Genomic DNA, 14405 nt, shown 5'->3' with positions numbered 1-14405 from the left:
CCCGCCCGTCCTTAAAAGACGGGCGGGACGCCCATCCCACTTTCAAGAGTGGAAGTTATTTAATTCTCATTCCTAAACTAGATGCAGGCACTATCTTGGGATATTCAGTACGGAACTCGAAGATGTGATAGCACTCGTCCATCCGGTACTCGCAGTGGCGGTAGTTTTCCCGATTATTGGTACTGTTGTCAATGCGGCTTGGCAAACTCGCCAGCGCAGGCTGCAAGTCGCCAGCGACGGTAAAAGCAAATGGTTCGATCGTTCGGACTAAAGTCCTCTGATTTTTATGAGGACTTGCGTTTCGATGCTGCCAACATTTTGTATGAGTGCAATTAAAGTTCTATAGGAGCAACTGCGCTCAATAACTCTTCTAGGATAAATCGCAGCAAAGATTGAGTTGCTAATATTAAACCTAATCGAGCTTGGGCGAGTTTTGGCTGTTCTATTTTAACTTCTCCCCAAATTCGGCACTGGCTGTAAAAAATCTGAAATGCTTCGCTCAAACTATTGGCTAATTTGAAATAATTGACAGGTTGTTCGCGGTTCTTTACCTCAAAATTAGGATATAAATTGTCTAGCACTGTTAAGAGTTGGGATATTAAACGGCGTTCTGCTGGATGCACTAAGCGCAGTCGATCGCCCTCGTCAATCCAAGGGATAGGATTTGGGCTCGCCAGCGACCAAATTTGCGGCGCTTTAGCGACATCGGGCTGGGCGATCGCAATTATCCGATCGCGGTGGGCCATTCGCAGCAGGGAACAGCAGCGCGCGTGGCTGTACTGAATGGGAAACAGTCGATCGGCACACACAACAGGAGATAATATTCGAGATTCTGGAAGTGGGAGGTTCGTTTGAGCTAAACGCTGCAACCAGACGGCTAAACCTGCATCAGTCAACTCCAACTCAATAATTCCCGCCGGTGCGACTTTAACGGCGAAATCTGGGTAGCACAGCGGTTCGAGAGTTTCGGCCAACTCAGTCGCGATTGTCTGCGGTGTCTGCTGCCAAGTTTTAGCCAATTTCAGGGCGATCGCAGACACGTACAGCACCCGCGCGCTATCTTTAGCCCGATTTAACGGAAATATTGCACCATTCTCAAGAACAGGCAAGATGCCTGTTCCACTAGAAAATTCAGCCTTTGTGGAACAGGCATCTTGCCTGTTGCTGACGCTTTGGAACCTGGAAAGCAAGAAACACTTCACTGTAACTTCCGGGCACTGCTCCATATTTGCTGTATCCATATCGGCTCATCCTACCGTAAGAGCAACGATCGACTGTTACCACTTGCACTTTTCTTGTACGTTAAACTGCTGATCTCAGAGATAGTCTATCTGCTCCCCCGGACGGGCCTACATCGAATTAATCGGCTTTCTAGCGATTTTTTTGCTAAATATACAATAATTTACGACAAATTTTTTGCTAAACTATACCATTTTGATGTATTTTTTGCTACATTGAATTTTTCGGTAAAAGACAGCAAAGTCAGCACAGTTAAGAAGCGTGCAAGCTCGATCGGGGGTTGGTTGTCTCACTTGGTATCGCACTGCTGGCAAAAGCTGTTTTTCTCACTATCAAATATATCCCAGAGCCTCACTTATGCAATCAACTTCCACACATCTAGAGACTATAGATCGACCTTTTATCACTTGGCAGCGAATTATCGACTGGGCCCAGGAACACTACCGCTGCCGGACTTTTAGCAAAGACGAGCGGATTCCCGCAAGACCAGGACTGCTGTATTTAGTCCAGAAAGGTTCTGTGCGGCTCGTAGGCAGCGCTCAAGTTAGCGCCGCAGCGGCCAAGTCAAAATCCGCTGACAAAACTACAGAAGAAGCTTTTTTGGGCTTCGTCGGCGCCGGTCAGCCCTTTGAACTGGTTGCTCAGTCTCCGTTTACTCTCCAAGCTTACGCTCATGCCGATCAAACTCACGTAGTGTGGATGTACTGGCACGACTTGGATAATTGGCCTCACTTTCGCAGGGAAATTTTGGATGCGTTTCGCTACCAGCACCAGCGGAAACTTCTCTGGCTGAGCACTTTGGGACAGCGCCGGACTATAGACCGACTGTTGGGGTTTCTGACTTTGCTGATCGAGGAGTTCGGCGAACCTTACGTAGGTGATGACGAACCGGATGTGGTTCGGGGCTACCGGCTGCCTTGGGCCTTGACTCACGCTCAAATTGGCAGCGCAATTGGCTCCACGCGGGTGACGGTGACGCGCCTGATGGGTAAGTTGCGATCGAAAGGTTTGATTAATACTGAGGATGATAATTTAATCTGTTTGCCGGCTAAGTCTAACCCCCAAAAGACAAAAAACCAAAAGCAGGAGGTAGAAGATTCCCTGGATGATTCTTTGGATGATTCCCTGGAAGATGAAGATTCCCTGGATGATTCCCTGGATGATGAAGATTCTCTCGAAGAATCTGCATAAAATCCTGCGGGAAATTGCCGACAAACAGCGCGTCACTATTAGTTTTGGGCAGTCGCGCTCGATCGCTCGACAGTGTACGATAAATTGTGTAAACTTTTCCCGTTCTCGAAAGGTGCGACTGGCAATGACCGATGACAAGCAAAAATCTTCAATCCCGAACGATCGGCAACGGGTGGTATTCTGCGACTTTGACGGCACGATAACTGTTGAAGAAACTTTTGTGGCAATGCTCAAGCATTTTGCACCGGAACTGTCGTCTCAACTGATGCCTGAAATATACGCTAGAAGGCTGAGTTTGCGATCGGGAGTGCGGCAGTTACTAGAGTCTATTCCCTCGGAACGTTACGGGGAAATTGTGGAATTTTCTAGGGGAAGGCTGATGCGGCCGGGATTGTTGGAATTGCTGGATTTTTTGGACGCGAAAAAGGTAGATTTTGCGATCGTTTCCGGCGGTCTTCGGATTATGGTAGAGACGGTAATGGGCGATTTGGTACACCGGGCGAGGGTTATTTACGCTGTGGATGTGGACGCTAGCGGCCCTCGCTTGCAGGTCAATTCTGAGTTTGAAGGAGATGAGGAATTGGTGTCTAAGGTGCGGGTGATGGGCCAGCACCCGGCGCAGGAACAGGTGGCGATCGGAGATTCGCTGACGGATTTTAATATGGCTTTGCAGGCTTCATCGGTGTTTGCGCGCGATCGGCTTGCCCAGTATCTAGACGAACAACAAAAGCCTTATACTAAATGGGATAATTTTTTTGACGTGTTGGAAAATTTGTCCCAAAAATGGAATTGAAACTATCGCCTTTCTCAGGTAATATAAATTCCGTTTGCATCGGTATTGTATGATGTTAAATTTTGTAGGGGCGGGTTCACCAATAATAATTGCCCATAATAGACAATAGAATAAACCCGCCCCCGTGCATATAAGTCCGATGCTACGGGATTTGATATAAGCTTTGCACGAATTACCCGACGTTTAGATATGCCAGCGCAATTCCTATTAAAGTAAAAAGTAGATAAAAAACTGAGGATTTATAAAGAATGAGTGGCGATTTGAGATCGGATTTAATTGCAGCAGCCAAACATTTTTACGATCGCGGTTGGATGGTGGGGACTGCCGGCAATCTTTCAGCCCGCTTACCAGATGGCAGTTTCTGGATTACTGCTAGCGGCCGCGCCAAAGGGCAATTAACTGAACAAGATTTTATCAGAATGAACTTAGACGGCGCAATTGTCGAACAGCCTGTTGCCGACAGCCGCCCTTCGGCCGAAACCAGCATTCATTTAGCCGTTTACAATTGTTTTCCAGACGCTAAAGCTTGCTATCACGTCCACTCGATTGAGGCAAATTTAGTTTCTCGGCTAACCGCAGGAGATGCAGTGCCTTTACCGGCGATCGAAATGCTGAAAGGTTTGGGGATGTGGGAGGAAAACCCGCAAGTGTCGATACCCCTCTTTACAAATTATTTAGAAGTCCCTAAGATAGCAAAGGAAATTTGCGATTTTTTTGCCATTTCTGCGCCCTCTGTACCCGCTTTGTTAATTCGCGATCACGGCATTACAGTCTGGGCAGACTCGCCGGCCGCCGCCTACAATTACGTAGAAATTGTAGAATACATTTTTCGCTATACGATCGCAGCCCGCCAATTAAATTTAGATTGAAGATTTGGGATTTGAGATCGATCGGTGCAGGAATTCGGAGGCTGGGAAATTTGAGATTAGGAAAAGAAAAAATATTCAGAATAGGCAACAATTATGGCTAAATATACCAGAATTTTATCCATAGATGGAGGCGGAATTAGAGGAATTATTCCCGCGCAAGTTTTAGTTAGCGTTGAGTCAAAGCTGCAACAAAAAAGTGGCAACCCAGATGCGAGAATAGCTGACTATTTTGATTTAATCGCGGGCACGAGTGCGGGAGGAATTTTAACTTGCATCTATTTGTGTCCAGATATCGAAAATCCTAGCAGGCCTCGGTGGGGGGCCCAAGACGCTGTTAATTTTTCGATTAAGAGCGGCCGCGACGTTTTTCAGACTTCATTTTGGCAAAAAGTCAGATCTCTAGATGGTTTGAGAGATGAGAAATATCCCAGCGATCCCTTAGAAAAATTATTTTGGGAAAATTTTAGAGATTGCAAACTCAGCGAACTGCTAAAACCTTGTTTAATTTCCAGTTACGACATCGAAAGGAGAAAAGCTCACTTCTTCGCTCAAATAGATGCTCAACAATATTCAGCAGAAGACTATTTTATTAGAGATATAGCCAGAGCCACCTCTGCTGCTCCCTCTTATTTTGAGGTTTCTAAAATCTACTCTTTTAGCAATGAATGCTACGCTTTAATTGACGGGGGAGTATTCGCAAACAATCCCGCACTTTGTGCCTATGCAGAAGTTAGAAATAAATTCAGAATTACCCAGGAGCGCCCCGACAAAGGCCCGACCGCCAAAGATATGGTAATTTTATCCTTGGGAACCGGAGAAGCTCAGAAAAAATACCCCTACGAAAAAGTAAAAAATTGGGGTCAAATTGAGTGGGTTGAGCCTTTGATTAATATCATGATGACGGGAGTTGCGGAAACTGTAAATTATCAACTAATTCAAATTTTTGATGCGGTTGAAAGACCGAATCAATATTTGAGAATTACTCCCGATTTGAGTCACGAACAACCGCTGCCGATTGATGATGCCTCGGAAGAGAAAATATCAGACCTGCTGAGAATTGGCAAGGAGCAAGCCGAAAAGAATAATGAACAGTTGGATAACTTTATCGACTTGTTACTTGCGGAGTAAGCTGTTCGACATCTAAATTGCATTTTTTGTGCGGGCGAGACGCCCACCCCACAAGAACTTGACCAAATTTTTACTGTGCAGTTTAAATGCACAACAGCTTAGTCCTAGGATTTGAGATTTTAGTCATATTGTAGGGTGGGTTGGGCGCGGCGATTAAGTTAAGTCACCAATAAATAAATCTTAAACCGCGTCTAACCCACCAACCGCAGGGCTCAGAGACAAAAAATATATGTTGACAAATCGTGCAATAATTGCTGTAGGATTGCCGAAAATCTCTATTTAGCAGTGCTTCGCCCTGTTTGCAATTAATCGCGAGCCCTCCGTCAGTGGTTAAGAAATACCAAGAAAAGCGCGATCGACCTATAGATGAAACCTTCCATAACAGGTGGTTTCAGCGGTTTTTTGTGACGTTGTTCCTGGGTGGCCAAGTGCTGCTACGCATAGTCCAAGGCAAAATTGACCGCCGCAAAATCATGGAACATTTAGTAACAGTAGGTCTGGATTCTTTGCGATCCGTGCTGCTAATAGCCTTTTTTGGTGGCATGATTTTTACATTTCAATCAGCCAGAGAATTGGTACGCTTTGGGGCGGTTGGGGCTATGGGAGGTGCGTTTGCTGTGGCATTTTGTGGCGAATTAGCACCACTTTTAACGGCGGGCGTGGTGGCGGGACAAGTAGGTTCGGCCTTTGCGGCGGAGATAGGAGAAATGCAGGTGACGGAACAAATAGACGCCCTGTATATGTTAAGAACAAATCCGGTTGATTATTTAGTAGTGCCGAGGGTGATAGCTTGCTGCATCATGCTGCCGATTTTAACAATTTTTTCGGTAGCGGTGGGGATTTTGGGGGGGCTATTTGTAGCGGTTAATTTCTATAATTTGGAACCGTCGGTATTTTTGGAATCGGTGCGGACTTTTTTGGGGCCTGGGGATTTAGTAACTGTGGTGATTAAAAGTTTTATTTTTGGGTTGATAATTGCCCTTGTCGGTTGCGGTTGGGGATTGACGACGGTGGGCGGAGGGAAAGGAGTAGGCCAAGCTGCAACGGCGGCGGTGGTAACTTCTTGGGTGTTGATTTTTGTGGCGGATTTCTTTTTATCGTTGTTGATATTTCACGAGTTGAGGATGCTGAAAAGTTGATAATCTTGGCGATTATAGCAGGAGTCAATCGATTTTAGATTTTAGATTTTAGATTTTAGATTTTAGATTAAAGAATTGAAGCATTGACCCCAGGGATAAACTCGGGGGCTTTTTTATCGGATACACGTCAATACGGTTCAGATAAGCATAATCGGATTTCCTTTCACAAGTCGGGAACTCTCATAAATGCGTGAAATGAAATTCGTTTGAAAGCGCTAACCCAAGCATATTGGGATACAGGTTTTTTATTTCAGGGTCCTGAGTCTGCTTTCGGAATGAATCCGGGGGCTTGTATCCTGGATGCTTTCGTTCAAGATGCTTAAATATTAAGGGTTTGAACAATCATCAACGCCCTACGGCGCCAAGGCGATTTCTATAAAATAACATGAAGATTTTTTAAACCGCAGATGAACGCAAATAAACGCCGATAAAATTGCATCAGCGTTCATCCGTGTTCATCCGCTGATATCTGCGGTTTAAAACTCTCAACTTTAGATGGTAGATTGGAGAAAGGAGGGCGATACACTCGAATTGCCTGAATAGGCACTTTCCCATCTGTTTCGGGGACGATTTCGAGGGTGTGTTTGGAGTTGCTCAAATTCTGAGCCAATGTTGTAGAATACTCGCGGCTTGAATCTGTAATTTGTGGAGGAACGTATGAATCAACAAACATTGGCCGCACCTGCCAGGAAATCTCAAAGCCTTTAGGCGTGGGTTTTTTAGAGTCTTCATAAGAATTTTTCAGCCACCAGTTTCTCGGTTCAATCACGACGCGGCCGGAGTTTGAGACAAACATTTCGTCGTTTGTACCGCTGCCGTCGTAACCTGTTTTAGAACCTACAACGTCAAATTTAAACTTGCTGGCGTCGCTGTTAATCTCAGTAATTATGGCTTTCCAATCTTCTACGATTAGCGGTTTTTGGCTGGATACTTGGATGATTGCCGGCCAAGGGACGCCAAGGCTAAGGCTAGGTCTGGTGATGCTGTAAAGTTCAGGAAATTCTGAGGTTTTTTTGCCGTCGATCGCAATTTTAGCAGAAATTGCCTTGCCGTTGAAGGTTTTATCGGCGATCGCATCTATTCTATTTCCTTCAAATTCTAAAACCAACTTGCCATCTTGCCATTTAACATCGCTGCCAACCGTATAGGTTTTCACTAAATCCTGCGGCGGTTGAGGAGAATTTGGCTTGTATCGCAGGTGCGGTTTTATCAGGGCCGCTAGGAGAAAGTTTCCCCAATCGTTGAGGTGAATGTTGTCGCTCAATAGCTGTTTGGGCTGCAAGCGATTGTCTTTCAAATACCTGCGCCAAGGTTCGCGAATTTCCGCGATTTCACAGCCGTATTTCTCGGCCAACTCCGGCAGCCATTTAGTAGAATGAGTATTGTGCCATTCGTATCTGCTGACTGAATTTGGATCGTCGCTGTTGCCTGTGGGCAGCCAGTCGATGTGGTCTGAATGCAAGAGTATTTCGCTAGCAGTGCGGCTGCGGACATTGGCAATTATGGATTCGTAATCTTCACCGCCTCCGTAGACGTGAAAAATAAGCAAGTCTGGATAAAAAGGATACAAATCGTGTTCGCTGGGACGGATTAAAATCGGGGCGGAAAATCCTCCGATTGCCCGATTTTCCAGAATCAAATCTGCATTGGGAAATCGCTGTTTCAAATCCTTGGCTACATCTTGCCACCAATCTTGCTGAGTGATGGATTGACCGTAGAATAGGATACGCACTTGGCGGCGGTCTGCTGGAGTGCTAGCAGCAAGTAGCCCCATCGTCCTTTGAATTCTCGCTCCAAAACTAGCACTATTTTCAATAGGAGCGGGTGGCGGGAATGGCGTATCGGCTGCTATTTTTTTGATGAGCGGAACTAACAGAAAGCTCAGACACAAAAATAGCAGCCACAAGTAGCGATAAATCTTGGATTTTCTGCTATTTCCTGGGTGTTTTGCCATTGTTTTATTTTTCCCTGTCCGTTTCACTTCGCTCAAGGCGACTGTGGGATGAATGCTACGCCTCTAATCAGTAGCTGTCGTGCTTGTGGACTCACCTGTGCGAGTGGCTGTAGTTTAGGCTGTATGGAAATATATTACCAAATTGAGCGCGACAAAAAGTGATATAATGCCTGCTAATTAATTGCACTCCGATCGATCGCACGTCAAATGGATTACAAAACAGCCCGCAGTTTTCTGATAGACCAAGGAACCGCCCTGGAAACCAAGAAAAATCCCGACGCCTTCCTGATGCGTCTCAAACAAGGTCAGCCTCCCGTACCCGGACAGGTGACATCGATTTTATTAGCTTTAAAAATATTGTTTGAAGGGCTGCAAGAGTCTCCAATGCTCGATCGACAATTGATCTCGGCACTGCATTTACTGTCAGTAGAAGGTGTGCAGCAATTTGAAGCGGGACTCCGCAGAGGAGTTTCTTGGCCGCCGCTGCTGAAGGAAGACTTAAATCGAATTGCGATCGCAGTCAAGAATATCTTTTCCGGCGTCTGGCAATAATTAGCTCGGCAACCACCGAACCCGATACCCGCCGCCAGCAAACTCAATTTTTATTATACATTTTTTTCGACAATTATTTGTAAAATTTTATGTTAATCTTGCTACATTTATCCTCAAATTGTGGCATCTTAATATCAGAATCAGATTTCACAAACATTTGGAGATACTACTCATGAACGCCGAAGAAAAAGCCAGACAACTAATTGCACGAGAAAGGCAGCATAGCGAACACTTGCACGAAGCTATGCTCAACCGTTCCTCCCACGAGCTAGAAACACATGGGGAGGGAATTGCTGAAGAAAAAGCCAGAGAATTAATGGCTCAAGAAAGGCAGCACAGCGAACACCTGCACGACTCTATGTTAAGCCGTTCCTCCCAAGAGGTAGAGGCATCGATCGCACCCGATGACACTCACAAATAAATTTTGCAAACACAAGACTTACGGACACATACCAATAAACCTGGTTTTTATACCATTTTTCATACCATAACAAAGGGCTGTAAAAATGTTTTTGTATAAAAACCAGGTTTCTGAGTCTTGCAATAGTTCAGCACAGCCAAACTCTACTCAAACCGAGGAGAATTTTAGGTGAAGTCACAACAGCCCCTGCTCGGTTGGCGGCGGCGAATACCAACCTCAAAACGCCAAATATCGCAATAGAAAATACCAAGTTCTACTGCTCGCGAAAGCTTTCCAGGGATGACAAAAGAGCTGGCAGTCCCGCTAGTGTTGCCGACACCAAAGCCTCATCTTTGTAAACTCGCGATCGCAGCATAGGGGTACTTTTAGACGCAGATGTGAAAAAGCTTCGCTGTGGGGAATTTTCGGTTTCAACTCGCCCTAAATTTTTTGTTTCTCGCGTCACGCAAAACATAGCAGTATCCTCGCAGTATCGTCAATTAATCCCTAAATATGCGCCCGTAAAAGTTATCAGGGCTTGCTGTATATTTCTATTATTGCTCACATAGGTAACAGAGATGAAAGCATGAAATAATTATTCACGATAGACGGGGATCAACTTAAACTGCATCACAATTTTTATTAATTTGTTACACGGCGGGTTGGTTTAAGCCGCCCGCGACGACACAGACACCAGCAACCAAAATCACCGATTTCACAGGAGGAACGCAGATCGATGATGCTAACTCTTAATCCAGCAACAGTTATAAGTCAAATCAGGCCGACTGTCGAAAGCTTGCGCGACGGAGACTACCGCTACCGAGACTCCTTTGCGATCGATCGACCTTTTCGAGAAATCCAATTTCGCAAACAAGACAGATACATCACCGGCAGCGATTCCGACAAACGCACGGGCAAAAGTTACTGCTTCCGGGGCATCCCCCAGCACAACAACATTATTAACATCACGGTAGCGATCGAAATTTCCCCAAAAACAGCACAGAAAACCGAGTGGAAATTAGCACCGGGAAACCCTATTAATTTCCACAAGCTTTATCCGCTGCAAGCAGGGCCGGGATTAGAATTGTACAAATGTTTGACAGCATTTTTACCAAACTTGAAGGATTAGTTAAGCTGTGGAGCATTTAAAATGGTATTGTATGGTGCGTCAGTTTTAAGGCGTTTTCCATGTATAGTCAGTGTTATAGCTGACGCACCCGGAGCGGCCTCGTTAGTGGTTTAAATGCTCCACAGCTTATATCATGTCCGATCGATTAACCATAATATCCCGGTCGGGGCGGGTTTTTGAGATTGGAGATTGTTGGCAGGTATTGTGGGCTCACGGGCCCCTACAAAAATCGCGGTCGCTCGACCGGACATAAAATTATTCGTTACTTGTTAGTGGTTATTTCTTAATCGCTTTGGCTTATTAATAACCAATAACATTCGTTAACAGTCAACAGCCAACAGTCAACAGTCATCAGTCAACAGTCAACAGTCAACATTTAACTCCCTAAGAACCAGCATTTTCCAATTCTTCCCGCAGCATTTCCCGGTAGACTTTGGGCAAACGAGAACTCATAGAATTGGTTTCAATTCCATATCCCAAACTCGTCCAAGTTCCCGAAAGCATCCGCAATACGTCAGTTAATCTTTCCTGCCGCAACATCTGTGAAATATCAGCTTTCCAAAACTTGCGATCGCTCAACCAAGCATAAACCACAGCATCCTGATCTTCAGGTTCAAAACTGTAATCTTCCCAGAATAAAAAATTAGCACGACGGGCCTGATAGCGCTTAGCCTTCTCCTTCCAAGTCGTAGTCAGAAATTGATACCTGCCCGCAGCGGTAGTACACCTGCCTCGATTCGGGCCATTAACAATCTTCACGCACCAGTCAGGATGGCGGCTCAAATCTAATATGTATTTGCCACCGTAAACAACGTGATAAGGGCGAGCAACATTCGACTCGCTAGCAGAAATAGTACGCATCAGCGCCCGAATATAAGGATCGCCCGTTTTAATAGCCAGCGGCGGGAATTTTCCCCGCCCGCTTACCGACGGCGACAACTGCTGATTTCCCCGCAAATTAGCAACCAAAAAAACACCGCCGCCAATCACAGCGCCGATTAAAAGTAAAAATCCGAGGATTTGAATTTCCGATTGCCTCAGCAAACCTCTTTTTCGACGGCTCAATTTCTCAGCTTCTAGCAAAGTCATTTCCATTTCCGCAAATTCAACCCATTTTCGAGCCGCCCGCATCCGGCGCACCCGAAAATCGTATTGATATAGCGGCGCGGCTACCAGCGTTAGACTCGATAAAACCCCCGCCAATTTAATCATCCAGAAATCTAATTCACCGGCTACCGCAACATTTGTCAGAGTAGATATTCCTGTTAGTAATTGAGCCGGATCGATAGATCGCGCTGGCCAATAAAAAATCGCAAGTTGCACCAACAGCGACAGATTAAATGCAAAAAAAATCACTACAACAGCATTCAAGCCTTCTCGCAAGTGCGATCGAATACCCGTATGCCTGCGCTTGAACTTGCGCGCCACGCGAAAGCGGCCCGGCAGCATAATTAGTAAGGGATTTAAGATTTTGACGGCGAACAAATGAAAAACAAAAAACAAAGGCAACTGAATCAGCCAAGCCGCCAGCAGTAGAGTCAGAAAGCCGATATCATCGCTGACAAAAGGAATGCCCCTGCGAAGAACAAAACTAAAACTCTGAGCGAGAGCAAATGCCCTTAACCACGAAATCGGATAGGGGAACCAAGCTGGCCACTTGAGAGTTTTCATGCTGGGAAAGGGAAATTTCAACGGCGAATCGTAAAACTATTAAGATTTTGCCAGATTTGGCGATCGGAAAACTGGCAATTCCCCTGCGGTTTGTACTGATGGGACTTGCGCGCGGATGCCCAGAAACCGGGTTTTTTAACCAAAAACTTGCCTAAAACCCTCAATCTCGGTAAAAAAACCCGGTTTCTTTGTTCGCTACCTGGGACTAAAGAAACCGGGTTTTTTACCTTTGCTGCTGGCTGCAACGGGTATTTTCGTGAAAAAACCCGGTTTCTGGATACCGGTGCGTCCTAATTCAATCAAATCACAGCAGCAAACAACTCCTCAAAACTCTTTTGCGGAGCCTCCGGCTTCGCCACAATTTCGACAACCTTGTTGCGAGAAGTCGGCTGAAACAGCGCCTCCACGCAGACTTGGGCTACCTTGGTGCGGGGAATGCTGCTCTCAAACATTTTGTCCGCACCAGTCATGACGATCGCATCTGAATTATCCTCATTTTTGAGACCGCCCGGACGGACGATCGTATAAGTCAAGCCGCTTTTTTGCAAATATTCCTCAGCTTGTTTCTTCCAAACGAGAATCAACCAGAACAAATTCAGCGGGTGAAAAAACTGAGAGACGCACAGAGAAGTCACGAGCACAAAATGCTCAATGCCCTTAGCCTTAGCTGCATCCACCAAATTTTTAGTACCTTCAAAATCCACCTTGTAAGGCGCTGTGGGGTCAAAACCAGGGGCCGCCCCTGTCGCGCACAGCAATACCGTACTATCGCCGATGGCATCGCCCAGGGAAGTCGCATTTAATACATCCCCGGTCACTAACTCAGCCTCCGGTGGTAAAATTTGTCTAGCTGTGTCTAGATTTCGGACTAAGGCGCGCACGGGAATACCTCGCTTGACTAATTCTGCGACGATTCGGCGGCCAGTCTGACCTGTGGCTCCTGCTACAAATGCTTTCATAAGTCGAGTTATGCTGAACTAGGGTAAGTTTTGTTACTATCAATTTCTCAATTGTAGGGAGGAAACTTCCTTAACACATCCCCAACCAGATTGATTGGCGTGTATAACAGGAGAGCATACGATGAAGCAGGATTCCGCTGAATATCAAACTGTTGAAGCTTCTGACGAAAACTACTACCCAGATGCGAGTTTCCAACAGCCCGAAAGTGCAAGCGCGGATGCAGCAGAGGAAGTTGAGCCGATTTGGTTTCACACGCATTTTGAAGACAGCATGGAGATGTACGCCGATGCGGAGACGGTGGCGAAGCATTTGAACAACCACAAGAGTTGGTTCCAGCAGTGCGCTTCGCCGATGAAGGCCGAGCCGATCGGCGAAAACGGCTATGATTTATTAATCGGGCGTTTTGGGGCTTTTGGCTACCGCGTTGAGGCGAGAATTGGTTTAGAGTTGCTGCCGCCTGACGCTGAAGGCTGCTATTTAATCAAGACTATTCCGGTTCCGAATTATACCTCGCCTGGATATGAAGTGGATTTTCGATCGGCAATGAAGCTAGTGGAGATACCCTCTCAGGAGTTTGCCGCAGATTGGCCGAGCTCGGAACGTGCTAAGCTGCCGCCTGCGATTACCAGCGCTACCTGGAAGCTGGATTTGGCTGTGGGGGTTTGCTTTCCCAAGTTTATTCGATCGATGTCTCAGCCTTTGATAGAAAAAACCGGCGATGCGCTTTTGGAAAAAATTATCAAACAAGTTAACCGACGCTTGACTTATAAAACTCAGGTTGTTTTTCACGAAAGTTTGGGCATTCCTTTTCCGAAAAATCCTAAGAAACATTAAGAATACTTACGCTCTAACCTGTACTGCATTTAAACTGAGATGTTGCACCATTCTCTCTTAACAGGCTTTCGGGCCTGTTCCACAAAAGATAAATTTTCTCGCTTCACAGGTCCGAAAGCCTGTTGCTGAAAAGGCTAATTGACAATGGTGCAAGATGTGAGTTTAAATTGTATGTTAAGTGCGGGATCTCCTGCCCAACCCCTACTCCCCACAAGAGTAAAGATTTATTTGACTCTGCAATTTAAATGCGGATTAGCTTAACTTACATTTGTAGGGTGTGCACTGCACACCTTACTCGTAAGTGCGATCGTCGTCATAACTCATACCCTTGTATATTTTCGACTTCGGCGTGAGCGCTCAGTCGCACAATTTTAGATTAAATTATGGGGAATAACTGATTGTGTATGGGTTGGAATCGCGAGCCTAAAGTTGCTTTTTTGAAAATGATAAGCTGTTGTCCATTTAAATTCAGGGTAAACGCATCTAAATTAATTTGACAAACACCTAAATTTGTGCATTACTAAATAACTAAAAAAAACTTTTAAA

15 protein-coding genes are annotated in these 14405 nt (G+C 45.6%); 10 read left to right on the top strand and 5 right to left on the bottom strand.

What is annotated here, in order from left to right; genetic code table 11:
• Positions 1-124: 124 nt before the first annotated feature.
• Positions 125-271: a DUF4079 family protein gene (locus QUA50_RS27710; protein WP_333268175.1), complete on the top strand. Its 147-nt coding sequence runs from the start codon at positions 125-127 to the stop codon at positions 269-271.
• A gap of 61 nt (positions 272-332) precedes the next feature.
• Here QUA50_RS27710 and QUA50_RS27705 read toward each other — a convergent pair whose 3' ends face one another.
• Entirely contained in the window at positions 333-1241 is a 909-nt protein-coding gene (locus tag QUA50_RS27705; RefSeq protein ID WP_333268176.1) for a DALR anticodon-binding domain-containing protein, read from the bottom strand.
• Positions 1242-1596: 355 nt separating this feature from the next.
• On the opposite strand from QUA50_RS27705, the gene QUA50_RS27700 reads away from it, so the two are divergent.
• The 5 genes from QUA50_RS27700 to QUA50_RS27680 all read left to right on the top strand — a co-directional run bounded on the left by QUA50_RS27700 (position 1597) and on the right by QUA50_RS27680 (position 6359).
• Entirely contained in the window at positions 1597-2430 is an 834-nt protein-coding gene (locus QUA50_RS27700; RefSeq protein WP_445243198.1) for a Crp/Fnr family transcriptional regulator, read from the top strand.
• Positions 2372-3223: an HAD-IB family phosphatase gene (locus QUA50_RS27695; RefSeq protein ID WP_333299407.1), complete on the top strand. Its 852-nt coding sequence runs from the start codon at positions 2372-2374 to the stop codon at positions 3221-3223. The genes QUA50_RS27700 and QUA50_RS27695 overlap by 59 nt, the downstream gene beginning before the upstream one ends.
• Before the next feature lie 248 nt (positions 3224-3471).
• Positions 3472-4092 (top strand): methylthioribulose 1-phosphate dehydratase, encoded by a 621-nt coding sequence (gene mtnB, locus QUA50_RS27690; RefSeq protein WP_333268181.1) that lies wholly within the window; start codon positions 3472-3474, stop codon positions 4090-4092.
• Between the two features lie 93 nt (positions 4093-4185).
• On the top strand, positions 4186-5220 hold the full coding sequence (locus QUA50_RS27685; RefSeq protein ID WP_333268183.1) for a patatin-like phospholipase family protein: 1035 nt from the start codon (positions 4186-4188) through the stop codon (positions 5218-5220).
• Between the two features lie 326 nt (positions 5221-5546).
• Positions 5547-6359: an MlaE family lipid ABC transporter permease subunit gene (locus QUA50_RS27680; protein WP_333268184.1), complete on the top strand. Its 813-nt coding sequence runs from the start codon at positions 5547-5549 to the stop codon at positions 6357-6359.
• 445 nt (positions 6360-6804) lie between these two features.
• On the opposite strand, the gene QUA50_RS27675 is transcribed toward QUA50_RS27680, so the two are convergent.
• Positions 6805-8313 (bottom strand): SGNH/GDSL hydrolase family protein, encoded by a 1509-nt coding sequence (locus QUA50_RS27675; RefSeq protein WP_333268186.1) that lies wholly within the window; start codon positions 8311-8313, stop codon positions 6805-6807.
• A gap of 207 nt (positions 8314-8520) precedes the next feature.
• Between QUA50_RS27675 and QUA50_RS27670 the strand changes: the two genes are divergently transcribed.
• Positions 8521-8865, top strand: coding sequence for a Dethiobiotin synthetase (locus QUA50_RS27670; RefSeq protein ID WP_333268189.1), 345 nt, complete (start codon positions 8521-8523; stop codon positions 8863-8865).
• Between the two features lie 172 nt (positions 8866-9037).
• Complete coding sequence (locus QUA50_RS27665; protein ID WP_333268192.1) at positions 9038-9286, top strand: hypothetical protein; 249 nt, start codon at positions 9038-9040, stop codon at positions 9284-9286.
• Between the two features lie 253 nt (positions 9287-9539).
• Here the strand turns inward: QUA50_RS27665 and QUA50_RS27660 are convergent, their stop codons facing one another.
• Complete coding sequence (locus tag QUA50_RS27660) at positions 9540-9740, bottom strand: hypothetical protein (RefSeq protein ID WP_333268194.1); 201 nt, start codon at positions 9738-9740, stop codon at positions 9540-9542.
• A gap of 261 nt (positions 9741-10001) precedes the next feature.
• Here QUA50_RS27660 and QUA50_RS27655 point away from each other — a divergent pair, with 261 nt between their 5' ends.
• Positions 10002-10394 (top strand): hypothetical protein, encoded by a 393-nt coding sequence (locus QUA50_RS27655; protein WP_333268197.1) that lies wholly within the window; start codon positions 10002-10004, stop codon positions 10392-10394.
• Positions 10395-10778: 384 nt separating this feature from the next.
• Here QUA50_RS27655 and QUA50_RS27650 read toward each other — a convergent pair whose 3' ends face one another.
• On the bottom strand, positions 10779-12065 hold the full coding sequence (locus QUA50_RS27650; protein WP_333268199.1) for a glycoside hydrolase family protein: 1287 nt from the start codon (positions 12063-12065) through the stop codon (positions 10779-10781).
• A gap of 299 nt (positions 12066-12364) precedes the next feature.
• Complete coding sequence (locus QUA50_RS27645) at positions 12365-13024, bottom strand: NAD(P)H-binding protein (protein WP_333268202.1); 660 nt, start codon at positions 13022-13024, stop codon at positions 12365-12367.
• A 121-nt stretch (positions 13025-13145) separates the two neighbouring features.
• On the opposite strand from QUA50_RS27645, the gene QUA50_RS27640 reads away from it, so the two are divergent.
• Positions 13146-13859, top strand: coding sequence for a DUF1997 domain-containing protein (locus QUA50_RS27640; protein WP_333268204.1), 714 nt, complete (start codon positions 13146-13148; stop codon positions 13857-13859).
• Positions 13860-14405: the final 546 nt, after the last annotated feature.

The organism is Microcoleus sp. M2_D5 (assembly GCF_036701935.1).
Lineage (GTDB): Bacteria > Cyanobacteriota > Cyanobacteriia > Cyanobacteriales > Microcoleaceae > Microcoleus.
The sequence above is the reverse complement of the archived record's forward strand: the minus strand, read 5'-3'. Positions and strand labels throughout refer to the sequence as shown.